We start from the raw sequence: 22,663 nt of genomic DNA, 5'->3' as shown, positions 1-22,663 counted from the left end.
GCGAGGCCCCGCGTGCCTACTTGAAGAAGGCGATCCCGTCGTCCGGGAGGTCCCCGAGGTCCTTCGCCCACTGCTCGACCTGCTCGGGCGTGACGACCTTCTTGAGGTGCGCGGACATGTACGGCCGCAGCGGCACCTCCGGGGTGGCCTTCTCGCCGACCCACATCAGGTCGCCCTTGACGTATCCGTACAGGCGCTTGCCACCGGTGTAGGGGCCGGAGGCGGCGGTCCGCGCCACCGCGTCCGTGGCCAGGTCGATCTGCGGCTTCTGGTCGGCGAGCTCGCCGTACCAGATCTCCACGATGCCCTGGTCGCGGACCATGACGACCTCGACCTTGCGATCCTTGTCGATCCGCCAGTATCCCGACTCGGACTCCAGCGGCTTGACCTTCCTGCCCTCGGAGTCGAGCACCCAGGAGTGCGAGACGTACTCGACGAAATCCCGGCCGTCATGGCTGAACGTCACGGACTGGCCGAAGTTGCACTTCTCGGCGCCCGGGAAGTCGGAGACGCCCGCGCCCTCCCACGTACCGAGCAGGAACGCGAGGGGGACGAGGTCGGGATTGAGGTCGGACGGGATCTCGATCATGAGTGTCTCTGGCGTTCTCTGCGAGGTGGGTGATGCGGGTGATACGTCAGGTGGCGCGGGTTACGCGGACTGGTTCAGCGCTGGCCCTGGTACAGCTTCTTCACGGCCAGTCCGGCGAAGGCGAGCACGCCGACACAGACCAGGACCAGCAGGGTCTCGAAGAAAAAGATCACGGGGTGCTCCTCGGATGAGCAGTGCGAGCAGTACGGGCCGGGCTCCAGCTTAGTGGGCGGGAGTCCGGCCCTCACTGCGAGGTCCGCCGTGCGTCCGTGGTGCGTCGGTCAGCCGAGCAGCTGGCTCTGGAGCACCACGGTCTGGTGGAACGGCACCGCGTGCGCCTTGCCCTTCCGCTCCTGGATGATCAGCGCGACCGTGTCGCCCGCCGCGATGTACGCGTGCCGGACGTGCACGGGGCCGCGTGGGGCCGCCTCGTCGTACACGTAGCAGTCGGTGTCGGGTGCCTCCGCCGTCGGCGGGTAGTCGGCATCGGCCGGGGCGCTCGCCTCCACACCGTTCAGCGGCAGCTGCGCTTCCGAGTACCCGCCCACGTGGTCCGCGGTGAACTGCTCGGCGTACGCGATCGAGTGGAAGCGCAGCAGGTAGACGCGGGTGCGGGTGGAGTCGGGCATGGTCCAGCCCCGCGCCACGACATGGCGCAGACCACCTTCGGCGAGATCCTGCTCCAAGTCGGCCCGCTCCTCCTCGGGGTACTCCCCGAGGAACCGGCCGACCGGTACCCGCTGTCCGCTGCCCCTGAGCGACGTCTCGAGCCGGGCACCCGCGGGCGCCGGGAGCAGCAGCGCGGCCAGGTCCGCGTAATGGACACGCCCGGGGTTCTGCTTGTCGAAAGGCTGCACGGCGCCGGGCGGCAGCACCGGTTTCACCAGCTTCGGATACGCCCAGCGGCCGTCGCTCAAGGTGGAAAGACCGGGAACGTCGGTGCGTTCCTGCCGGATGATTCCGTAGGCCACGGCGATACCCACCGAGGCGAAGGCGACGACGGCCGCCGTCCAGCGCAGCGCCGCCCTCAGTCTGCCCCGCCCTGCCCGGGGGCCGGACGAGGGGGCGACGACCGGCTCGGGACCGTCGAACGGGCCGGGTGGGGGCGTCGGTGCCGCCTCAAGGACTGCCCCGGAGGACGTCGGGGGCGTTTCCGGTGCGAGAGCGGCCTCAGGCGCTTCGGACGCGGGTGGCGCAGCCGGTGTCTCGGGTGCCGAAAGCGCTTCGGGTTCCGAGGGCACCTCGGGCACCGCGCGGGTCTCGTCGCTCACACGTACTCCCCGGGAGATTTCAGATGGTCCAGCTGCTCCTTGAGAAGCTCGGCAGCCGCCCCGGTGTCCAGGGGCTTGGCGCCATACGCGGTAGCGCTCACGAGGACATCGCCCTCGTACGCGCTACAGAACATCGACTCGAGCTTCGCCTCGGAGTCCTTGGGCGGAAGGAAGCACTTGGCCTGCTTGAAGCCCGGTATCGCGGGGCCCTTGCGGAAGATGCCGAGAGCGTCGGCGAACTCTGACTGGAATGCGGCCAGCGCTCGCCCGTCCTTGCCGTTCTCGATCTGCGCGAGCCGCATCTCGACGACCATCCCGTGGTACTGGGACACGTAGCTGCGCAGGGCGAGCCCCTGGAGGCGCAGCTTGTCGATGGCCTTGTGATGCGCCTTGCGCTGCGCCGACGGCAGTCCGCGCGACGCCTCCTTGAAGTGGGCGATCGCCTGCCGCTCGCCCAGCACGACGTCGTTCCCGAGACCGTCGATGTCCGGTCCCAGGCTGTAGGTGTGCGGCACCGGCGGCAGCTTCGCGGCAAGCCCGCGCGGCGCGGGCGCGGTGACAGCCCCTTGAGACGGCTGGGCCCAGACGACAGTGGGCGCGGTGCGGTCGGCGTCATCAAGCTTGTCCAGCGCCAGCACGGTGCCGCCCGCGACGACCGCGAGCGCGAGCACCACGACGGCGCCTGCGACCGGTACGCGCCTGCCGCGCTGCTTCCCCGGGGTGCCGGGCTGCTGCCGGGATGTCTCGGTCCCCTGAGGCCCCTGAGGCCCCGGGGTGGCCTGCTGCTCGGTCACAGACGCTCCAACTGCTTCTTGATCAGGGCCATCAGGGACTTCGACGAGACCGGCCGGGTGTTGTTCATGTACCGGATCTCCACGGCCACATCGCCTCGGTGCGCGACGGCGCGGGCCCGGTACACCGGCTCGTAGCCGGCCTTGCGGAGCGGCTCGTCGAACACGTAGACGCGCCCGTTGTCACTGCCGGGCACCGGTACTCCGTCATTGCCGGCTTCCCTGGGCATATAGCCCTGCTGGTCCTCGGTCCACTGGGCGGCGAACGTAGAGGTCTTGTCATGGAACTGGATCAGATTGACCGTCACGAAGACCTCGCCGTCCTCCTCCCATCCCGCCGTCGCAATGCGGCGGATCTCACCGGCCGCGTAGACGAACATCCGGTCGGGGCGTTTGTACTCGGTCGCGAAGTCGGGGAGTTCCCGCCAGCCCTGCTGCACCCGCTCGTTGTCCCGGGCGCCCTTGGGCTTCTTCAGCAGCAGCTTGCGCAGATCTCCGTCCGTGGGCACCCGGCGATGGACGTTGACCGCCTGCGGGTCCGCGCCGGGCCCGGCCGCGACGTCCTTCGGTGTGCGCAGCTCCGGTTGGGACAGCGGAGGCAGCGGCGTCGGTGCGCGGTCGTACTGGACGGCGTAGCCAGTGACGGTGCCGGCGAGGAGGCCGAGCACCACCGCCCCGCCGATGATCAGCGCCGTCCTGCCACGAGGGCGTGCCGTACGCGCCGTGCCGTCCGTAGCCCCCACGCCGTCCGTGAGTTCCGGCATGGGTGCCGGTGGCGGTGGCTCCGGCCGCGCGGCCTCGGGCGGCGCTTCGGGCACGGCCTGCGGCGGCGTGCCCGGTCTGTCGGTGTCCTGCGTGTCCAAAAGGAGTTCCCCCACGGTCATGGCTCTGCGCACGGAATCTCTTGTCCGCGCCCACACAAACGACCTGTCCCCCTCGGCCGGGGTTGTGTCGGCGCGCATTACAGTTCGGCATATGGCGAAGAAGCTCGTGATCAAGGTGACCGCAGGCGCCGACTCCCCCGAGCGCTGCTCACAGGCCTTCACGGTCGCGGCCGTAGCCGTGGCCAGCGGGGTGGAGGTCTCGCTCTGGCTCACCGGCGAGTCCTCGTGGTTCGCCCTGCCGGGCCGGGCAGCCGAGTTCGAGCTGCCGCATGCGGCGCCACTGCCGGATCTGATCGAGTCGATCCTGGCGGCAGGAAAGATCACGTTGTGCACCCAGTGCGCGGCCAGGCGGGAGATCACCGAGAAGGACGTGATCGAGGGCGTACGGATCGCCGGTGCACAGGTCTTCGTCAGCGAGGCGATGGGCGACGGCGTCCAGGCACTCGTCTACTAGCCCGTCCGCGAGTGGCTCGTCCCAGACCGTCGGCCGGGCGATGGACGAGCCTCCGGCGTGGGCCGGGGGTCGGCTTCGTGCTGGACCCGGCGGCAGGCTTTGCCAAACGGTCGACCACTTGTTTTTCCTGGTCAAGTAGCTTTCAGGGCATCCATTGATCTTTGTGTGCGGGCGCGTTCGGCATGACCGACCGGGTCCGTGAGGAGGGGTGTGCCATGAATGCGGTCGACCTTGCGGAGACGGCTGCCGGTCTGCCGGAGGCGTGGAGTTCCCGCAGGCTGGGCATGGTGGGGGCGGCCTGCGTGAAGGTACTGCGCATGGACGAGCTGCCGGTCGAGGAGGAGAGCCATCGGACCGCCGAGGCTCTGCTGGTCCTCGATGGCCGGCTGGAGCTGGAGGTGGACGGGATGCCGGTGTCGGTGCGGGCGGGCGAGTTGTTCATGGTGTCGGCGGAAACGGCACACGCGGTCCGTCCCGGGAGCCGGGGCACGTTGGTGATCGTGGAACTGCCGGAGGAGTGACGGCTCTTCAGGCTGCGTTGGCCGGGTACTCACTGCTGACGGGGGCCCGAACCGGGCTTGCGCTTGCCGTCCAGCTCGTCCCACCACTCGTCGGACTGCCGGTCGCCCGAAGGGTCGTCCCACCAGCGGTCATCGGGGCCGCGCCGGTTGGCCACCACCGCAGCGATCGGCGGGATCACCATGGCCACCGCGCACATGGCGACAGCGGCCGGAATCGACCAGAGCCGCACGAAGGCCCAGGCGGACACGAACAGGACGAGGCATCCGCCCATCATCAGGAAGTAGGCGTGACGGCGCCGCGCGTACATGACTCCAGCGTACGTCCGCGACGACGCCCGGGCAGGAGCACGAGAACGGAGCCGGACACGACCGGAGGGCCGCACCCCGTCCAGCGGCGTCCAACCCCTGGGGTGCGGCCCTCCGGCCCGTTCCATGCCCTGCCGTCAGACGGCGATGGCCACCTCGGCGAGGCCACCGGTCTGCGCGACGACCGTACGGTCCGCCGTGGCGCCCGGGACGAGGGCCCGGAGGGTCCAGGTGCCCTCGGCCGCGTAGAAGCGGAACTGTCCGGTCGCCGAGGTCGGGACCTCGGCGGTGAACTCGCCGGTCGAGTCCAGCAGCCGCACATAACCGGTGACGGGCTCGCCGTCGCGGGTCACCTGGCCCTGGATGGTGGTCTCACCGGGCTTGATCGTCGAGGCGTCGGGGCCGCCTGCCTGCGCTCCGCACATGCTGTTCTGTCCTTACGTCGGGGGTAAGTCGGGGGTCGAGGAGAGGCCCTGGCGGGCTTACTTGTTCGCGCCGAGCTCGATCGGCACGCCGACGAGGGAGCCGTACTCGGTCCACGAGCCGTCGTAGTTCTTGACGTTCTCGACGCCGAGCAGCTCGTGCAGGACGAACCAGGTCAGCGCGGAACGCTCACCGATGCGGCAGTAGGCGATGGTGTCGGTGGCCAGGTCGACCTGCTCCTCGGCGTAGAGCGCCTTGAGCGCGTCGTCCGACTTGAAGGTGCCGTCGTCGTTGGCGTTCTTGGACCACGGGATGTTGCGGGCGCTCGGCACATGGCCGGGACGCTGCGACTGCTCCTGCGGAAGGTGCGCCGGGGCGAGCAGCTTGCCGCTGAACTCGTCGGGCGAACGCACGTCGACCAGGTTCTGGCTGCCGATGGCGGCCACGACGTCGTCGCGGAAGGCACGGATGGAGGTGTCCTGGGCCTGGGCCTTGTACGCGGTGGCGGCCCGCTCCGGGACCTCGGCGCCGTCCACCAGGTCGCGGGAGTCGAGCTCCCACTTCTTGCGGCCGCCGTCGAGGAGCCGGACGTCCTGGTGACCGTAGAGCTTGAAGTACCAGTAGGCGTAGGAAGCGAACCAGTTGTTGTTGCCGCCGTAGAGGACGACGGTGTCGTCGTTCGAGATGCCCTTCTTCGACAGCAGCTCCTCGAAGCCCGCCTGGTCGACGAAGTCACGGCGGACCGGGTCCTGGAGGTCCTGCTTCCAGTCGATCCGTACGGCGTTCTTGATGTGGTTCTTGTCGTACGCCGAGGTGTCCTCGTCGACCTCGACGAGGACGACCTTCGGGTCGTCCAGGCGTGCCTCGACCCAGTCGGCGTCTACCAGGACGTCGCTGCGGCTCATGCTGTTCTCCTCCGGGGCAGTGTGCGGCGGGTGGTGCGCGGGCGATGCGCGGGTGTGTGCGGGTACGCGGAAGAGGCGTGGAGCACACGGCTGGCCCTGGGCGGAAGGGGCGTCACAGGGCCCGGGATGCGGAAGTGGAACTTCCGCTCAGAAAGAGCGACAGAGCATGGCGGCGACGCGGCACAGGTCTACTGCCCGCCGCTTCGTGAGATCCGCCTGTCCCCGGGACTGGAGACCGCTCGAAATTCGCTGCATGGTGTCGATCGTAGGGACGAGAAGGCGGGGATGTCACCGGCGTGTCATATGTCGAGACACGATCGTCCGCATGGCGGAACGATCGGGGGTCGCCGCGCATCCCGGCAGGGCCTTCGGGGGGCTGAGCCACAATCGGCATCTACGGATCGGACGGCATCGTCTCACGATCCGATCATCGGCGGTCGCGGCGACGTCGAGCGGCTCAGCCCGCCAGCCGCACGTCCGTGCCCACACCCGAGAACCGCAGCCCGTTCTCGTCGGCCACGGCCTTGTCCAGCGTGACCGTCTTCGGGAGCCCGTCGATCTTCAGGTCATAGTCGACGGCGTCGCGCAGCGTGCCGTCCAGGCCGGGCACCGGCAGCCGCGGCAGATCGGCGGCGCGGACCCGGACCGTGTCGCCACCGGCGATCGACACGGTGCTGTACGTCGTGATCGAGCGGCCCTTCAACAGACCCTCGGCGAGATCGGGGAGGTCGAAACCGGCACCTTCCACCAGCTGGACGGCCGGGCCGGTCACCTTGACCTGCCCCTTGGCTGCCCGCTCGGCGCCCGCGTAGGAGACGCTCGCGCCCCCGGGCGCCGACTTGGCGAGGTCGGCGTAGGAGATACGGGCCGAACCCGTGGCGCGGTCCGCGACGGCGGAGCTCAGCCCATTGAGGCGGACGCCGCTCAGCTCGGCCGAGACCTCGGTCACCTCGATGCTGTGGCCACCGGCGCTGGCCTTCACCCCGCCCATGCTCACGGAGACGTCGTCGAGCTCGGAACTCACGACCTGGGTCAGGAAGGGGAAGCCGTTGATCGACACCTCGGGGTCCGCGCTCAGGCCCTGGCTACTTCTGATCTTGGCGGCGACCTCGCCCTCCGCGTAGCCGACCGCGAGCCGGTCGGCGATGGCGAAGAGCCCGCCGAGGATCACCGCGGTGATCAGAAGTATTCGCAGTGCGCGCATGTCGTGTCGTTCCCCCGCCTGTGTCTGGCCGGTCCGGGGTCGGACAGGCCCGAATGATCGACGTACGGGCGCAGGGGAATGGTTCCCCGGTGATCTCTAGACCAACGCACGCCCCAGCAGATACACGATCGGCGCCGCGGCCGTGAGCGGCAGCGCGACTCCCGCCGTCATGTGGACGAAGCGGGAGGGGTAGTCGTAGCTCGCCACCCGAAGGCCCACGAGGGCGCACAGACCGGCCCCGGTACCGAGCAGCGCCGCGGACAGCACGTCGAGTCCGGCGAGCGCACCCCCCACCGCGCCGGCACCGGCGGCGGTGAGCACCGCCGCGGCGAGCGAGACGGCCCCGGTACCCGCACCGTCCGCGGCGGTGCCGGGCAGGCGCAGCGCACGGCACACGGTCGCGGCGGCGACCGCGAGACCGCCGACGATCACCGCATCGGTGTCGGCGGCCAGGAACCCGGCCGCCAGGATCGTCAGCGCGGACGATGCCGTGGTGGCCATCAGCCCGTACATCCGCTCGTCGGGGTCGGCGTGGCTGCGCAGCTGGAGTATCAAGGTGAGCAGCACCCAGACGCCGAGGGTGCCCAGGATCGCGGCGGGCGCGTTCCCCCGGCCCGCCACGAGCAGGGCCACGTCCGCGACCAGGCCGCCCGCGAAGGCGAGCGCGATGCCCTGGCGTGCGGGCCACATGCCGTTCAGCCGGAACCAGCCGGCGGCGGTGGCGCCCTGCAGCAGGACCAGCGGGACGAGCAGGGCGTACGACGACGCGGCGGCGCCAGCCGCGAACAGCAGACCGGCCGCGGCGGTCAGACCCGCGGGCCGGATGCCCGGCGGAATGATCGGTGAACGCCCCTCGGCCCGGGCGCGCTGGGCGTCGGTGATCCTGGCGGTGCCCAGGGTGGTGGGCTCGCTGTAGCCCGCGCCGCCGCCGGTGCCGTTGCCGCTGCGCGCGGACACCCCGGAAGCGGACACCCCGGAAGGTGGCGCCACGGGAACCGGCGACTCGGGCGGCAGCGGGTGCGCCGCCTGGGCCACCTGGTGCTCGTGCTGCGGCTGCTGCGGGAGCGGCGCCGATGCCCCGGGCGTCCCGAGCGTCGGCTGGTACCGGGTGTCCCAGGTCTCGCCCTGCCACGTCTGGGTGGCCTGGGGGTCGTGCGGGCCGTGCGGCTCGAACGGAAGCTGCTGATCGCTGCTCATGCTGTGCGGTTCATCCTCCTGCGAACGGCGGGAGCACCTCGACCGTGCCGCCCTCGGCAAGCCGTACCGTCTCATGTCCACGCGTCCCGACGGGATCGCCGTCGACGAGGAACGAGCAGCGCCGCAGTACGCGGACGAGCTCGCCCGGGTGCCTCTCGCGCACGGCGCCCAGCGCCTCGGCGAGGGTCTCCGCGGCGTAGGGCTCCTCGGCCACACCGGCCGCGGCCTTGGCCGCTGCCCAGTAGCGGATGGTCCCCGCTGCCATGAGCCACTCCCCTCACTCTCGTCGGTTACCCATCATGGGCTATTCCCGGACCAGCCAGTTCCCGAGGCGCCCCAGCAGCTCTTCGCCCGCCGCGTTCTCGGCGTGTCCCATGCCCGGCTCCATCCACAGCTCGCAGGGACCCGCCGCGGCCAGCATGCGCGGATGGTCCAGCGGGAAGTACGGGTCGCGGTCGCCGTGCACCACCAGCAGCGGGGTCGGCGCGATCAGCGGGACGGCCTCGACCGGGGAGAGCGGCACGGGATTCCAGTCCTCGTGGTGGATACGGGTCCCGAAGCCGTAGCGGCCGACAAGCCGTCCGACGGGCCGGGTGACCACCCAGTGAAGCCGTCGCATCGGGGCCGTACCCCGGTAGTACCAGCGGGCCGGGGCGCTGATGGCCGCGACCGCGTCCGTGTGCGACTCGTGGTCCCCGCCGAACAGCGCCGCGTGCCGCAGCACCACGGAACCGCCCATCGAGAACCCCGCCGTCACCACCCGTTGGTGCCCCAGGGACCGTGCCCAGGCCACCGCCGCCGCCAGATCCAGCACCTCGCGGTCGCCCACCGTGGAGCGCCCGCCGGAGCGTCCATGGCCGCGGAAGGAGAAGGTGACCACCGCCGCGTGCCGGGCGAAGACGGCGGCGGCCCGGCGTACCGCGGGACGGTCCACCGAGCCGGTGAAGCCGTGGGCGAGGACAATCGCCGTATCGGTCGCTCCAGCAGCCGGCGCAGCCGTGCACGGTTCGTACCGAGCCTCGATACGCACATCGTCGGAGGTCCGCAAAATCGCGGTCAAGGTTGTCCCCGAAGTGGCGTGCCGGAGGCCGTCCGTGACCGAGGAAACATCCACATAGTGAAATCGAGCCTCTGACGCAGAACCCATGTGGGCTATTCTGCTGGGCAGAGGATCCGGGCAACGCAGCCCCCGGGTCCTTTTGTGTTTCCAGTCCGTTGTTACAGACAGGTGAACGAAAAGATCGCGGACCCCTCAGGACGCGGGGACGAGGAGAAACCGACGTGATGGGCGAGCCAACCGCGCACAACGACCGCCGCAGGACGAACCACCATCCGGACCGGGCAGGTGGGGCACGATGAGCTCACTCCTGCTCCTCACCAACGCACTCCAGCCGTCGACCGAGGTGCTCCCGGCCCTCGGCCTGCTGCTCCACAACGTACGGGTCGCCCCCGCCGAGGGTCCGGCCCTGGTCGACACGCCCGGCGCCGACGTGATCCTTGTCGACGGCCGCCGCGACCTCCCGCAGGTACGCAGCCTCTGCCAGCTGCTGCGCTCCACCGGGCCCGGCTGTCCGCTGCTCCTGGTCGTCACCGAGGGCGGCCTCGCGGCCGTCACCGCGGACTGGGGCATCGACGACGTGCTGCTGGACACCGCGGGCCCCGCGGAGGTGGAGGCCCGGCTCCGGCTGGCGATGGGCCGCCAGCAGATCACCGCGGACGACTCCCCCATGGAGATCCGCAACGGCGATCTGTCCGTGGACGAGGCCACGTACAGCGCCAAGCTGAAGGGCCGGGTCCTGGACCTGACCTTCAAGGAGTTCGAGCTGCTGAAGTACCTGGCACAGCACCCCGGCCGGGTCTTCACCCGGGCCCAGCTCCTTCAGGAAGTGTGGGGGTACGACTACTTCGGCGGTACGCGCACGGTCGACGTCCATGTGCGGCGGCTGCGCGCCAAGCTCGGCCCCGAGCACGAGTCGCTGATCGGCACCGTACGCAATGTGGGCTACCGCTTCGTGGCCCCGGAGAAGGTCGAACGCGCGGCCGAAGAGGCCAAGGCGAAGGCGGCTGCTTCGACCACACGTACGGAGGAGCGCACCGAAGAACAGGAAGCCTCCGTAAGCCCTGCCCAGAGGTGAGTCACCACGCGTAGACTTCGCGCGTGGCCAAGGTGACGAGGGATGACGTCGCACGACTGGCGGGCACTTCGACCGCTGTCGTCAGCTATGTCATCAACAACGGACCCCGGCCGGTCGCCCCGGCCACGCGCGAGCGGGTACTCGCCGCGATCAAGGAGCTGGGCTACCGGCCCGACCGGGTTGCCCAGGCCATGGCCTCGCGGCGCACCGACCTCATAGGCATGATCGTCCCCGACGCACGCCAGCCCTTCTTCGCGGAGATGGCACACGCGGTGGAACGAGCCGCGGCCGACCGCGGGAAGATGGTCCTCGTCGGCAACTCCGATTACCGCGACGAGCGCGAGGTCCACTATCTGCGGGCCTTCCTCGGCATGCGGGTGGCCGGGCTGATCCTGGTCAGCCAGGGCATGAGCGAGCGGGCCGCGGCGGAGATCGAGGCATGGGACGCACGCGTCGTGCTGCTCCACGAGCGCCCCGAGGCGATCGACGACGTCGCGGTGGTGACCGACGACATCGGCGGCGCCCAGCTCGCGACCCGGCATCTGCTGGAGCACGGCCATGAGTACGTCGCCTGTCTGGGCGGCATCGAGAACACCCCTGCGGTGGGCGACCCGGTGGCCGACCACGTCGAGGGCTGGCGGCGAGCCATGCTGGAGTCCGGGCGGTCCACGGAAGGGCGCCTGTTCCAGGCTCCCTACAACCGCTATGACGCCTACCTCGTGGCCCTCAAGCTGCTGTCCGGTCCCGACCGGCCTCCCGCGATCTTCTGCGCCACCGACGACCAGGCGATCGGCCTCCTGCGCGCGGCGCGCGAGCTGCGCATCGACGTGCCGGGCGAGCTGGCGGTCGCGGGCTTCGACGACGTGAAGGAAGCGGCGCTGACCGATCCTCCGCTGACCACGATCGCCTCGGACCGGCCCGCGATGGCGCGGGCAGCGGTGGATCTCGTGCTGGACGACGGGCTGAGGGTGCTGGGGTCGCGGCGGGAGCGGGTGAAGCAGTTCCCGTCGGCGCTGATAGTCCGCCGTTCCTGCGGTTGCGCGTGAGGCTGCGCGGGCGGTGCGCGGGCTCTTGGGCCCAAGGGGCTTGCCCGGGCCTGTGAGGGCAGGAGGCTTGCCCGGGGCCTGTGAGGGCAGGGCGGGTGGACACCCTTATTCCGGGCATACGCGGTTCTATCGGGGTTCTCAGCCCGGTCTCAGGGAGCTCTCATCTCGCGGGCCGAGACTCGCAACATGACGGACTACCACCGCAGCAGCGAGAGCGGCACGGACCACTACCCCTACGCGGGCTTCGGGGACGCGGGTTACCCCGCTCCGCCGGCGTACGCCCCCGAGCAGCCGCAGCAGCACCCCCAGCACCGGGCGCGGGCCAAGCGGCCCGTCGCGCTGATTGCCGCCGTGGCGATCATCGCCGCGGCGGTCGGCGGCGGGGCGGCCACGCTCGTGGACCGGTACGCCGGGCACGGCACCGCCCAGTCCGCGCAGAGCGCGGTCAACGGGACCACGGTCTCCCAGAGCAGCAAGGGCACCGTCGCCGGGGTCGCCGCAGCGGTGTCACCCAGCATCGTGGAGATCGGGGCGTCCACCTCCGCCGGCCAGTCCACCGGTTCCGGTGTGATCATCACCAAGGATGGCGAGATCATCACCAACAACCACGTCGTCTCCGGAGCCGACGCCGTCAAGGTCACCCTCAGCGACGGCAGCACCGGCACCGCCGATGTCGTCGGGACCGACCCGGACAAGGACCTCGCCCTGATCAAGCTCCGGGACGCCGGGGGAGGGCTCACGCCCGCGGCTCTCGGCGACTCGGGCAGCCTCAAGGTGGGCGACGAAGTGGTGGCGATCGGCTCGCCAGAGGGTCTCACCGGCACCGTGACCAGCGGTATCGTCTCGGCGCTCGACCGCGATGTCACCGTCGCCAAGGACGACGGCCAGGACCGCGGTCAGCAGCAGGATCCCCGCCAAGGCTGGCCCTTCGAGTTCGGCGGTCAGCAGTTCAACGGGAACACCGGTGACTCCAAGACCACGTACAAGGCGATCCAGACCGACGCGTCGCTCAACCCCGGCAACTCCGGTGGCGCACTGATCAACATGAACGGCGAGATCATCGGCATCAACTCGGCCATGTACTCACCCGCTTCATCCGGCGGCTCCGGTGCGGGCAGCGTCGGCCTCGGGTTCGCCATCCCGTCCGACACCGTCAAGGCGGACCTGGAGAAGCTGCGGGCCGGGTCGTCCGGGTCGTCAACCGGTTCCTCCTTCTGAGGTCGTGCGACGCTGACAGCATGACGACAGCACCGGGCCCGGACGAACGTGGCGACCGTGACGACCGCATTCTCATCGTCGACGACGAACCCGCCGTACGCGAGGCGCTCCAGCGCAGCCTCGCGTTCGAGGGCTACGACACCGAGGTCGCCGTGGACGGTGTGGACGCCCTCGCAAGGCTGGAGTCGTACCCGCCCGACCTGATCGTGCTCGACGTCCAGATGCCGCGCATGGACGGCCTTACGGCCGCCCGCCGCATCCGGGCGTCGGGATCCACCCTGCCGATCCTGATGCTCACGGCCCGGGACACGGTCGGCGACCGGGTCACCGGTCTCGACGCCGGGGCGGACGACTATCTGGTGAAGCCCTTCGAGCTGGACGAGCTGCTCGCCCGGATCAGGGCGCTGCTGCGTCGCAGCGCGTACGCCGTGGCTGCGGACAGCGCACCGGACAGGAACGGCGACGTGCTGTGCTTCGCCGATCTGCGGATGGACCCGGCGACCCGCGAGGTCACCCGGGGTGCGCGCCGGGTCGAGCTGACCCGTACCGAGTTCACCCTGCTGGAGCTGTTCCTCACACACCCGCGGCAGGTGCTCACCCGGGAGCAGATCCTCAAGTCCGTGTGGGGCTTCGACTTCGAGCCGAGCTCCAACTCTCTGGATGTGTATGTGATGTATCTGCGCCGCAAGACCGAGGCGGTCGGCGAGCCGCGGCTGGTCCAGACCGTACGCGGGGTCGGTTACACCCTGAGGGAAGGATCGACGGAGTGATCCGCTGGTTCCAGACGCTGCCCCTGCGGTCGCGACTGGCCCTGCTGACGGCGACCGCGGTCGCCATGGCGGTCGCTGCGGTCGCCGTGACCTGCTGGCTGCTCACCCGCGCGCAACTGCGCCAGGAGCTGGACACCTCGCTGCGTAACACCAGCGCGCCGCTCAGCACGGTGGACCAGACGCTCGCGGCGTGCCGCGCCGGGCGGGACTCGACCGGGGGCACGGCCAGGGCCTTCGCGTATGTACAGATCATCGACGCCGAGGGCACTCGCTGTGTCTCCGCCGACTCCCAGCCGGTGAAGGTGCGGCCCGAGGACCTCGATGTCGCCCGGGGCAACACCTTGGATGCCCTGCACGCCAGCACCACCGACAGCGGTGCCGATGTGCGGGTGCACACCACGCGGATACTCCTGCCGGGGCCGGGCAAGCAGGCCGTCACGGTCTCCGTGGCCCGCCCCCTCGACGAGGTCGACGCCTCCCTCGACCGCCTGGCCCTGGTGCTGGCCGCGCTCGCGGGCGTCGGGGTGCTCGCCGCGGGTGCCGCCGGGCTCTGGGTCGCCCGGACCGGGCTCAAGCCCGTGGACCGGCTGACCGGTGCCGTGGAGCATGTGGCCCGCACCGAGGATCTGACCGTGCGGATCCCCGTCGAGGGCGAGGACGAGATCGCCCGGCTTTCACGCTCCTTCAACCAGATGACCGCCGCGCTGGCCTCCTCGCGCGACCGCCAGGCGCAGCTGATCGCCGACGCGGGGCACGAGCTGCGCACCCCGCTCACCTCGCTGCGTACGAACATCGAGCTGCTGGCGCGCAGCGAGCAGACCGGCCGCGCGCTGCCGCCCGGTGACCGGGCGGCGCTGCTGGCCTCCGTGAAGGCGCAGATGAGCGAGCTCGCGGCGCTGATCGGGGATCTCCAGGAGCTGTCCAGGCCGGACAGTGCGGCGCCGGGCGCGGTCCGGGTGGTGGGACTGCACGAGTCCGCGCGGACGGCCCTGGAGCGGGCCAGGCTGCGCGGCCCCGAGCTGACCATCGACGCCGAGCTGCGCCCCTGGTACGTACGGGCCGAGCCCGCCGCGCTGGAGCGCGCGCTGGTGAACGTGCTGGACAACGCGGTGAAGTTCTCCCCGCCGAGCGGGCGGATCGAGGTGCTGCTCGACCGGGGTGTGCTGACCGTACGCGACCACGGTCCCGGTGTGCCGCCCGAGGAACTGCCGCATGTCTTCGAGCGGTTCTGGCGCTCCCCGTCCGCCCGCGCACTGCCCGGCTCCGGTCTCGGTCTGTCGATCGTGGCCCGTACGGTGCAGCAGGCGGGCGGCGAGGTGACGCTGCGCCCCGCGGAGGGCGGCGGGACGGTCGCCGAGATCCGGCTGCCCGGTGCCCCGACTCCGCCGCCCGTCTCACTGCCTACCTAGGTCCTGCCCGGGCGGACGGGACCCAGGCTCCGACAGACCTGGGTACCCGGCCCGTCAGTTGTGGCGGATGAGCGATTCGACAAGTCCTGAGCGGGTGTTCGGGAAGTCCATCGGCACGATCCCGAGGCCCTTCCAGCCGCTCGCCGTGCCGTCCAGGAAGCGGTGGACCCGGGGGTTGAGGTCGTCGGAGTTCCAGCGCGGCGGCAGATAGGCCGATGTGCTGACGAAGTTGATGTACAGCTTGCCCGGCTGCTGGACTGCCTTGCGCAGATGGGCCTCGACCTTGGGGTACTTGTCCCAGGGCAGGTCGTTGTAGGCGTCCTGGATGTCGAAGGCGTTCCCGTCCCACCACTTGAGTCCGGGCAGCCCGCCGTTGTCGGCGATGAGGACCACCTTGCCGCGTGCCTCGCCGAGGGTGGGGAGGGTGTCGCCGATGCGGAAGAGGGAACGCCAGCCCCGTACGTCCAGGTAGTTGTCGAAGATGGCGCGGAACGCGGTGTCGCTCTCGCCCGAATACTCCTGCTTCACCCGCATGAGCACGGTCTCGCCGGGGTGGGCGGCCAGGAAGGCCCGGCAGGCGATGAGGACATCGCCGAACATCATGTTCTGGAAGAAGGAGCCGTGGTGGATGGCGAAGGAGCCGTCGATGGCCCGGCACCGTACGTCGAGGAACCGGACACCGGATTCGAGCTGCTGGGCGATGGTGGTGTTCTGGCACTCGGGCCACGGCCCGCCGAAGCGGGCGCCCGAGTCGTGCGTACCGGGGATGGTGAGGGTCGACAGCGCCCGGTTGCCGTCGATACCGCTCATCCAGTCCTGGGTGCCGAGTACCCGCTGGGCGGAGCGCCCGGCGGCGGCTGCCGGCGACGCTCCGATAAGTGCGGTGGCGGACGCGACCGCGGCGCCCGCGCCCGCGAGGAAACCACGTCTGGTCAATGACATGTGCCGTCTCCTAATCGACAGTGAGCCGCCGCGATGTGGGGGGCGCGGTCGGCTCACGGGATGATTCCAGACATGCGCATGTCACGAAATGGCCTGGACACGAGTGGGACGGAAACTTCCGGAGCCGGATATTCCGGGAGATGCGAAGCGCGAACGCCAAGGGGCGGCAGACCAACGGCCTGCCGCCCCTTGTGTGATGCGCGGTGTTACTTGATGACGGTGATCCGGTCGGTGGCCGGGGCCGCGATCGGGCCGCTCGCGCTGGAGTGCGCGGCGAAGTAGGCGATGAGGGCGTCCAGGTCGGACCCGCCCACCAGCTTGTTCTTGTGCTCCTTCAGGACGGCGAAGCCATCGCCGCCGCCCGCGAGGAACTCGTTCATCGCCACGCGGTAGGTCTTGGCCGGGTCGATCGCGTCGCCGTTCAGCTTCACCGAGTCCGCCACGATCCGGTCGGCGCCGGTCTTGGTCATGTCCAGGGTGTAGGTGAGGCCCTTGGAGACCTGGAGGATCTTCGGAGCGGCCTGGTTGGCACCGCTGACCTGCTGCTGGAGCGCGGTGATCAGCTGGGCGCCGGTCAGGTCCACGGCGGTCATCATGTTCGTGAACGGCTGCACGGTGAACGCCTCGCCGTACGTCACGACACCGTCGCCCTCACTGCCGCTCGCCTTGTGGACGAAAGGCGCGCGGATACCGCCCGGGTTCATCAGCGCGATCTGGGCGCCGCCCTTGTCGGCCGGGGCCATGCTCTCGAGCTGGGCGTCCGTGATCAGGTTGCCGAGCGGCTTCTCGAGGCCGTCGGCGGGGTTGTCGATGTCGCCGGAGATGTAGCCGACGGGACGGTTCGCGATCGGTGCGGCCAGCGTGTTCCAGCGGTCGATCAGCTGCGTCATGTCCTCGGCCTTCGCCACGTCACGGGTGACGACGTGGTTGGCGGAGGCGACGGACGTGCGCACGATGTCGCGGGTGCGGCGGTCGTACGTCAGCGTGGTGTCCGTGTACAGCCGGCCGAAGGAGGCGGCCGAGGTGACCATGCGCGGGTTACCGGCCGGGTCCGGGACGGTGCACGCGTACGCCTGGTGGGTGTGGCCCGTGATCAGGGCGTCGACCTGCGGGCTGACGTTCTTGGCGATGTCCACGATCGGACCGGAGATGCCGTTGCCCGGGCCCGGGCTGTCGCAGTTGTAGTTGTACGAGGAGGAGGCCGGCAGCCCGCCCTCGTGCAGCAGCGCGACGATCGACTTGACGCCCTGGCGCTCCAGGATGCGGCTGTACTTGTTGATCGTCTCGACCTCGTCGGAGAACTTCAGGCCCTTGATGCCCTCGGCGGAGACGATGTTGGGAGTGCCCTCCAGGGTGACGCCGATGAAACCGATCTTCACCCCGTTCTTCTCCCAGACGAAGTACGGGTCCAGGATCGGACGGCCCGACTTCTCCTTGGTCACGTTGGCGGCGAGGTACGGGAAGTCGGCGCCCCAGAAGTACTTCGGCTTGCCCTTGGCGTTCTTCTCGTAGCAGCCGTCGGTGGCGTGGCAGCCGCCGTACTGGAGCCGCTTCAGCTCCTTGTAGCCCTCGTCGAACTCGTGGTTGCCCACCGAGGTGACGTCGAGGTCCAGCTTGTTGAGCGCCTCGACGGTGGGCTCGTCGTGGAACAGACCGGACAGCAGCGGCGAAGCACCGACCATGTCGCCCGCGGCGGCGGTGATCGAGTATTTGTGGTTCTTGCGGGCCTCGCGCAGGTGCGTCGCGAGGTACTCGACACCACCGGCGTCGATGGTCTTGGTGGTGCCGTCCTCATTGGTGTGCGTGACACGCCCGGAGGAGCCGGCCGGCGGCTGGAGGTTGCCGTGCAGGTCATTGAAGGACAGCAGCTGGACGTCCACGGTGCGGTCGTAGCCGTAGCCGTATCCTCCGTGGCCGTGTCCGTGGCCGCGGTCCTCGGCGGCACCCGCGGGCATGGCGGCGACCAGAGCGCCGACGGTGGTCAGTCCGGCGACGGCGGCGAGCATGCGGCCGCGCTTCCGGTTAGGTGTCGCTGACATCTGTCCCCTTGTCAGTTCAGCGTGGTTCAACGGGACGACAGCCGTCCTCAGCCGCGCAGCCTATTGTCAACGCGCGTAGCGCAACAGGGGTAAAGGGTTACGACCTGGTTTCCGATCGGCTGCGGTCCGGCGCCGTACCCTCGACGTATGACAGACGCAGCCCCCGCCCTCGAGCCCGGCAGGCAGATCCAGTCACTCGACGAACTCTCCCCCGAGCAGGCCGATGACGTCCTCACACTGCTCTCCGTCGCCGCCCGCACCGACGGAATGCAGGCCGTCTCCGAGCAGGGGCGGCTCCAGCTGCGCCACGGGCGGCGCGAAGGCGTGCGGCACTTCCTGCTCACCGTGGCCGGTGACCTGCGCGGCTACGCCCAGCTCGAGGACACCGACCCGGTGGAGGCCCCGGCGGCCGAGCTGGTCGTCCATCCGAACCACCGCGGCAGGGGCCACGGGCGCGCCCTCGGCAACGCACTGCTGGCGGCATCGGGCAAGCGGCTGCGGGTCTGGGCGCACGGCGGCAAGTCCGCGGCCCGGCATCTGGCCCAGGTGCTCGGTCTCACCCTGTTCCGCGAACTGCGCCAGCTGCGCCGACCATTGAGCCCACTGGACATCCCGGAGCCCGATCTGCCGGATGATGTCACCATTCGTACGTTCATTCCGGGCCAGGACGACGCCGCCTGGATCGCGGTCAACGCGGCAGCCTTCGCCCACCACCCCGAGCAGGGCTCGCTGACCCAGCGCGACCTGGACGACCGCAAACAGGAGCCCTGGTTCGACCCCAAGGGATTCTTCCTCGCCGAGCGCGGCGGCGAGATCCTCGGCTTCCACTGGACCAAGGTGCACGCCGAGGAGCAGCTCGGCGAGGTGTACGTGGTCGGGCTGCGCCCCGACGCACAGGGCTCCGGTCTCGGCAAGGCGCTCACCGCCATCGGGCTGCGCCATCTCGCGGCCGAGGGGCTGCCGACGGCGATGCTCTATGTCGACGCGGACAACACGGCGGCGCTGCGGCTGTACGAGCGGCTCGGTTTCGCCACGCACGAGGTGGATCTGATGTACCGCTCGGAGACCTGAGCCCCGCACGGCATCGCGCGGAAGGGGGCGGTTGACACCGCCCCCTTCTTTGCACCACCCTTTCACTACTTGATTAGTGAAAGGGTGGTGTTGTTGATCGAGTACCGGATCGACCGGCGCAGTGGCATCGCCACCTATGTGCAGATCGTCCAGCAGACGAAGCAGGCCCTGCGCCTTGGCCTGCTGGAGCCCGGTGACCGGCTGCCCACCGCCCGCGAGGTGGTGGAAGCGACGGCGATCAACCCGAACACGGTGCTCAAGGCGTACCGCGAGCTGGAGCGCGAAGGACTGGTCGAGGCCCGGCGCGGCCTCGGCACCTTCGTACGCAGGACCCTCGGCACCATGGACCGCCCGGTCGGCGAATCCCCGCTCCGCGGCGAACTCGCCGACTGGGCCGCGCGCGCCCGCACCGCGGGACTGGGCCGGGAGGACGTGGCCGCGCTCTTCACCGCCGTACTGGACGAGCACTTCGACGAACGCACCACCGCACACGACCAGGGGGACGACGCATGACCGACCAATCCGCCATCCGGGCGACCGGCCTCGGCAGGAGGTTCCGGCGCGCCTGGGCCCTGCGGGACTGCTCCTTCACCCTGCCCGCCGGCCGGGTCTGCGCCCTCGTCGGGCCCAACGGAGCGGGCAAGTCCAGCCTGCTGGCGACCGCGGCCGGACTGCTGCGGCCCACCGAGGGCTCCCTGCGGGTGCTCGGCGACCACCCTGCCGCGGCCCGTGAGCGGATCGCCTACGTCAGCCAGGACAAGCCGCTCTTCCCCCAGCTCACGGTGGCCGAGACACTGTGGATGGGCCGCGAGCTCAACCCCGGCCGCTGGGACGACGAGTCCGCTCGGCGCATCGTCGACGGCGGGGAACTCGACCCGGACGCCCGCGTACGCAGCCTCTCCGGCGGTCAGCGCACCCGCGTCGCGCTCGCCCTCGCACTCGGCAAGCGGGCGGAGCTACTGCTCCTCGACGAGCCGATGGCCGACCTCGACCCGCTCGCCCGCCACCAGCTGATGGGTGCGCTGCTCGCCGAAGCGGCCGAACGCGGCACGACCGTGGTGATGTCCTCGCACATCGTGAGCGAACTGGAAGGCGCCTGCGACTACCTGCTGCTCGTCGCGGGCGGCCGGATCCGGCTGGGCGGCGGCATCGACGACCTGATGTCCGCCCACCGCCTGGTGACCGGATCCGCCGACACCGCACTCGCCCCGCACACCGTCGTGGAGTCCCGCACGACCGGGCGTCAGCTGACCGCGCTGATACGCAGCGAAGGGCCGCTCCCCGAAGGCGTGGTGGTCTCGGAACCCTCCCTGGAGGAGCTGGTACTGGCCCATCTGCGCGCCCCTGAGGCACCCGTACTGCTCACGCCGTCCGCCGAAGGGCTCACGGCATGAGCGCCCTTCCGCTGAGCGGCGTGCGCTCGGTCGTCGTACGCCAGCACCGCCGCACGCTGTGGACGGTGCTGGCCCTGGGGGTCGTGAGCACCGGCGGCCTGAGCGCGGCACGGATCATCTACATCGCACAGCCGGACATGGAGACGTACAGCGCGCTGACGTTGGCGGTGGACCAAGCCGGGCTGTGGATCGCGCTGCTGCCGCTGCTCGTCGCGGTGTTCGTCGCCGGTCCGATGGTCGCGCGCGAACTGGAATCCGGCGCACACCGGCTGGCCTGGAGCCAGTCGGTGACACCCGCCCACTGGCTCGCCACAAAGCTGGCGCTCACGGCAGCCGTCGTGGTGCCCGGCACCGCCCTGCTCGTCGGCGCCTACCGCTGGAGCTGGGCGCCGGTACGCCGCATCATGCCGCTGACCATCTGGGACGCACAGCCGTACGCCGCACTCGGCACCACGACGACGGCGTACACCCTGCTGGCGATCGCCATCGGCGCACTGCTCGGCCTGCTGGTCCACCGCACCGTCGTCGCGATGAGCCTCGCCGGACTCGCGACCGGCTCCGTGCTGCTCGCGATCGGTCAACTGCGCCCGCACCTGTGGCCCATGACCACCGGTCGCGTGCCGCGGGTACAGACCCCCGATTGGCTCGGTATGGACGTCTGGGTGCATGAGATGGGAAGACTCACCGCCTCGGGCACGCGGGTGCCCTGGGACGACTGCACCGGCCTGGGCCGGACCGACCAGCAGGCCACGCAGTGCATGGCCGACCGGGGCGCGGTCACGGACTACCTGCTCTACCACCCGCCTTCGCACTTCTGGCCCGTCCAGCTCGTCGAGACCGCCGTCGTGCTGGCGCTCACCGCTGCCGTGGCCTTCGCGGCCTTCCGCGTCCTGCGCCGGCTGCACGCCTGAGCAACCACCGCCCGTACCCGACCGACCATCGAGGCCGCATGAGCACCCACCCGCTGACCGGGCCCGCCCGGCCCCTGTTCCTGCCGCACCGCAGGATCCTGCTGCTCTTCGGGGCGTTCGTCGCCCTGTCCGCAGCCGGGCTGATCGCCCTGCGCGTCATCGGCGCCGACCACCTGGAACAGCTCGCCGGGGACAACACCCTGTCGTCCTGGGCCTTCGACTTCGGCTACGGCAGCTCCCTGAGCTCCGCCGCCACCGCCATCGCCTGGCTCCCGCTCCCGGTCGCCTACTTCGCGGGTGCGGCGCTCTTCGGTGCCGATCTGGAACGCGGCACGGCCCAGCTCACCTGGACGCAGTCCGCCGTCACCCCGGCCCGCTGGCTCGCCGTCAAACTGGCCGTATCCGCAGCGGTGTTCACCGCCGGGGCCGGTCTGCTGTCCCTTCTCTACCGCTGGGGCCGCAACGGCGGCGAGGACGTCCTGTCGGACGAGTGGTACTTCACCGATGTCTTCCTGGCCCTGGGCCCGGCGGCCATCGCCTACGGTCTGCTCGCCCTCGCGACGGGCGCACTCGCCGGACTGCTGCTGCGGCGCGCGGTGGCAGCGGGAAGCGTCGCCCTCGGCGCCACCGCCTTCGTGATGCTCTTCGCCGAGAGCGTGCGGGACCGGCTGTGGCCCACGCAGGAGGTGGTGTGGCGGCTCTCCCGCGGCGAACTCGCGGGCAGCGCCTGGCAGCAGGAATCAGGCCTGGTGGTCGATGGCGCGCGGGTCCCGAGGTGCTGGACGCCGGGCGGCATCCACCCGGCCGGCTGCCATTCCGGGCGGGGCGTCCGCGAGTGGTACGCCGTGTTCCACCCGCCGTCGCACTTCTGGCCGATCCAGCTCGTCGAGACCGGCATCGTGCTGGCGCTCACCGCCGCGGTGACGTACGCGGCCTTCCGCGTCCTGCGCACCCGCCACGGCTGACGGGCTCCGGGGCCGGCTGGGTTGCGCGGTGTGACCACGCTCCGGAAACCCAGCCCGCCCGGGGTTCGACGGCGGACGCCCCGGGTGCCGCCAGGGTGTGCGGCACACCGGCAATCCGCCCCACGGTGTACTCAGCCGTCATCTTCCCGTTACCAAGCATTCAGTCACCCTTGCGACGCTCAGTGAATGCAGCCGCCCGCCGTGCCACCCCCACGACC

General features: G+C 70.5%; 26 protein-coding genes. 12 read left to right on the top strand and 14 right to left on the bottom strand.

The annotated features are described in order from the left end of the window. Positions 1–16 precede the first annotated feature (16 nt). From ACFV6V_RS21520 to ACFV6V_RS21505, 4 genes are all read right to left on the bottom strand, one after another. Positions 17–589 (bottom strand): FABP family protein, encoded by a 573-nt coding sequence (locus tag ACFV6V_RS21520; protein WP_385567297.1) that lies wholly within the window; start codon positions 587–589, stop codon positions 17–19. A gap of 281 nt (positions 590–870) precedes the next feature. Next, positions 871–1,860, bottom strand: coding sequence for a hypothetical protein (locus ACFV6V_RS21515; RefSeq protein WP_385567294.1), 990 nt, complete (start codon positions 1,858–1,860; stop codon positions 871–873). Then, the gene (locus tag ACFV6V_RS21510) at positions 1,857–2,654 is read right to left on the bottom strand and encodes a hypothetical protein (protein ID WP_385567292.1); all 798 of its coding nucleotides are present in this window, start codon (positions 2,652–2,654) and stop codon (positions 1,857–1,859) included. The genes ACFV6V_RS21515 and ACFV6V_RS21510 overlap by 4 nt, the downstream gene beginning before the upstream one ends. Next, on the bottom strand, positions 2,651–3,514 hold the full coding sequence (locus ACFV6V_RS21505) for a hypothetical protein (protein ID WP_385567288.1): 864 nt from the start codon (positions 3,512–3,514) through the stop codon (positions 2,651–2,653). The genes ACFV6V_RS21510 and ACFV6V_RS21505 overlap by 4 nt, the downstream gene beginning before the upstream one ends. 112 nt (positions 3,515–3,626) lie before the next feature. Here ACFV6V_RS21505 and ACFV6V_RS21500 point away from each other — a divergent pair, with 112 nt between their 5' ends. Together ACFV6V_RS21500 and ACFV6V_RS21495 are read left to right on the top strand one after the other, a co-directional pair. After that, positions 3,627–3,989 (top strand): DsrE family protein, encoded by a 363-nt coding sequence (locus ACFV6V_RS21500; protein ID WP_385567286.1) that lies wholly within the window; start codon positions 3,627–3,629, stop codon positions 3,987–3,989. Between the two features lie 215 nt (positions 3,990–4,204). Then, complete coding sequence (locus ACFV6V_RS21495; RefSeq protein ID WP_385567284.1) at positions 4,205–4,510, top strand: cupin domain-containing protein; 306 nt, start codon at positions 4,205–4,207, stop codon at positions 4,508–4,510. A 29-nt stretch (positions 4,511–4,539) separates the two neighbouring features. Here the strand turns inward: ACFV6V_RS21495 and ACFV6V_RS21490 are convergent, their stop codons facing one another. The 8 genes from ACFV6V_RS21490 to ACFV6V_RS21455 form a co-directional block, all read right to left on the bottom strand. After that, positions 4,540–4,818 (bottom strand): DUF3099 domain-containing protein, encoded by a 279-nt coding sequence (locus tag ACFV6V_RS21490; RefSeq protein WP_385567281.1) that lies wholly within the window; start codon positions 4,816–4,818, stop codon positions 4,540–4,542. 135 nt (positions 4,819–4,953) lie between these two features. Continuing rightward, the gene (locus ACFV6V_RS21485) at positions 4,954–5,241 is read right to left on the bottom strand and encodes a DUF1416 domain-containing protein (RefSeq protein WP_361283219.1); all 288 of its coding nucleotides are present in this window, start codon (positions 5,239–5,241) and stop codon (positions 4,954–4,956) included. A 57-nt stretch (positions 5,242–5,298) separates the two neighbouring features. Further along, complete coding sequence (locus tag ACFV6V_RS21480; protein WP_385567279.1) at positions 5,299–6,144, bottom strand: sulfurtransferase; 846 nt, start codon at positions 6,142–6,144, stop codon at positions 5,299–5,301. A gap of 147 nt (positions 6,145–6,291) precedes the next feature. Further along, positions 6,292–6,399, bottom strand: a complete 108-nt coding sequence (locus tag ACFV6V_RS21475) for a putative leader peptide (protein ID WP_361283223.1) — start codon at positions 6,397–6,399, stop codon at positions 6,292–6,294. A 202-nt stretch (positions 6,400–6,601) separates the two neighbouring features. Continuing rightward, positions 6,602–7,348, bottom strand: a complete 747-nt coding sequence (locus tag ACFV6V_RS21470; protein WP_385567276.1) for a DUF2993 domain-containing protein — start codon at positions 7,346–7,348, stop codon at positions 6,602–6,604. Positions 7,349–7,444: 96 nt separating this feature from the next. Beyond that, the gene (locus ACFV6V_RS21465) at positions 7,445–8,545 is read right to left on the bottom strand and encodes a hypothetical protein (RefSeq protein WP_385567274.1); all 1,101 of its coding nucleotides are present in this window, start codon (positions 8,543–8,545) and stop codon (positions 7,445–7,447) included. Positions 8,546–8,555: 10 nt separating this feature from the next. Beyond that, positions 8,556–8,810 (bottom strand): MoaD/ThiS family protein, encoded by a 255-nt coding sequence (locus tag ACFV6V_RS21460; RefSeq protein WP_385567271.1) that lies wholly within the window; start codon positions 8,808–8,810, stop codon positions 8,556–8,558. Positions 8,811–8,849: 39 nt separating this feature from the next. After that, positions 8,850–9,692 carry an alpha/beta hydrolase family protein gene (locus tag ACFV6V_RS21455; protein ID WP_385567269.1) on the bottom strand — a complete coding sequence of 281 codons (843 nt, stop codon included), beginning with the start codon at positions 9,690–9,692 and terminating at the stop codon, positions 8,850–8,852. A gap of 208 nt (positions 9,693–9,900) precedes the next feature. Here ACFV6V_RS21455 and ACFV6V_RS21450 point away from each other — a divergent pair, with 208 nt between their 5' ends. The 5 genes from ACFV6V_RS21450 (at position 9,901) to ACFV6V_RS21430 (ending at position 15,123) form a co-directional block, all read left to right on the top strand. After that, entirely contained in the window at positions 9,901–10,680 is a 780-nt protein-coding gene (locus tag ACFV6V_RS21450) for a response regulator transcription factor (protein ID WP_385567266.1), read from the top strand. A 23-nt stretch (positions 10,681–10,703) separates the two neighbouring features. Continuing rightward, positions 10,704–11,726, top strand: coding sequence for a LacI family DNA-binding transcriptional regulator (locus tag ACFV6V_RS21445; protein WP_361283235.1), 1,023 nt, complete (start codon positions 10,704–10,706; stop codon positions 11,724–11,726). A gap of 186 nt (positions 11,727–11,912) precedes the next feature. Then, positions 11,913–12,944, top strand: a complete 1,032-nt coding sequence (locus ACFV6V_RS21440) for a S1C family serine protease (protein WP_385567262.1) — start codon at positions 11,913–11,915, stop codon at positions 12,942–12,944. 20 nt (positions 12,945–12,964) lie between these two features. Continuing rightward, positions 12,965–13,714 carry a response regulator transcription factor gene (locus ACFV6V_RS21435; protein WP_385567259.1) on the top strand — a complete coding sequence of 250 codons (750 nt, stop codon included), beginning with the start codon at positions 12,965–12,967 and terminating at the stop codon, positions 13,712–13,714. Continuing rightward, positions 13,711–15,123, top strand: a complete 1,413-nt coding sequence (locus ACFV6V_RS21430; protein WP_385567257.1) for an ATP-binding protein — start codon at positions 13,711–13,713, stop codon at positions 15,121–15,123. Before ACFV6V_RS21435 ends, ACFV6V_RS21430 begins: the two co-directional genes overlap by 4 nt. A gap of 54 nt (positions 15,124–15,177) precedes the next feature. On the opposite strand, the gene ACFV6V_RS21425 is transcribed toward ACFV6V_RS21430, so the two are convergent. Both ACFV6V_RS21425 and ACFV6V_RS21420 read right to left on the bottom strand, forming a co-directional pair. Next, entirely contained in the window at positions 15,178–16,065 is an 888-nt protein-coding gene (locus tag ACFV6V_RS21425) for a phosphatidylinositol-specific phospholipase C (protein ID WP_385567254.1), read from the bottom strand. Between the two features lie 206 nt (positions 16,066–16,271). Beyond that, positions 16,272–18,104 (bottom strand): bifunctional metallophosphatase/5'-nucleotidase, encoded by a 1,833-nt coding sequence (locus ACFV6V_RS21420; protein WP_385567252.1) that lies wholly within the window; start codon positions 18,102–18,104, stop codon positions 16,272–16,274. 147 nt (positions 18,105–18,251) lie between these two features. Here ACFV6V_RS21420 and mshD point away from each other — a divergent pair, with 147 nt between their 5' ends. The 5 genes from mshD to ACFV6V_RS21395 all read left to right on the top strand — a co-directional run bounded on the left by mshD (position 18,252) and on the right by ACFV6V_RS21395 (position 22,445). Continuing rightward, on the top strand, positions 18,252–19,175 hold the full coding sequence (gene mshD / locus ACFV6V_RS21415; RefSeq protein ID WP_385567250.1) for a mycothiol synthase: 924 nt from the start codon (positions 18,252–18,254) through the stop codon (positions 19,173–19,175). A gap of 93 nt (positions 19,176–19,268) precedes the next feature. Next, complete coding sequence (locus tag ACFV6V_RS21410) at positions 19,269–19,688, top strand: GntR family transcriptional regulator (protein WP_385567367.1); 420 nt, start codon at positions 19,269–19,271, stop codon at positions 19,686–19,688. After that, a complete protein-coding gene (locus ACFV6V_RS21405) occupies positions 19,685–20,569 on the top strand; it encodes an ABC transporter ATP-binding protein (RefSeq protein WP_385567247.1) in 885 nt (294 codons plus the stop codon). The genes ACFV6V_RS21410 and ACFV6V_RS21405 overlap by 4 nt, the downstream gene beginning before the upstream one ends. Next, entirely contained in the window at positions 20,566–21,480 is a 915-nt protein-coding gene (locus ACFV6V_RS21400) for an ABC transporter permease (RefSeq protein ID WP_385567245.1), read from the top strand. Before ACFV6V_RS21405 ends, ACFV6V_RS21400 begins: the two co-directional genes overlap by 4 nt. A gap of 38 nt (positions 21,481–21,518) precedes the next feature. After that, entirely contained in the window at positions 21,519–22,445 is a 927-nt protein-coding gene (locus tag ACFV6V_RS21395; RefSeq protein WP_385567242.1) for an ABC transporter permease, read from the top strand. Positions 22,446–22,663 lie beyond the last annotated feature (218 nt).

Origin of the sequence: Streptomyces sp. NPDC059828 (genome assembly GCF_042731955.1) — a bacterium.
Taxonomy (GTDB): domain Bacteria; phylum Actinomycetota; class Actinomycetes; order Streptomycetales; family Streptomycetaceae; genus Streptomyces.
Note: the sequence above shows the minus strand (reverse complement) of the source record. Positions and strands in the feature narration are given on the sequence as shown.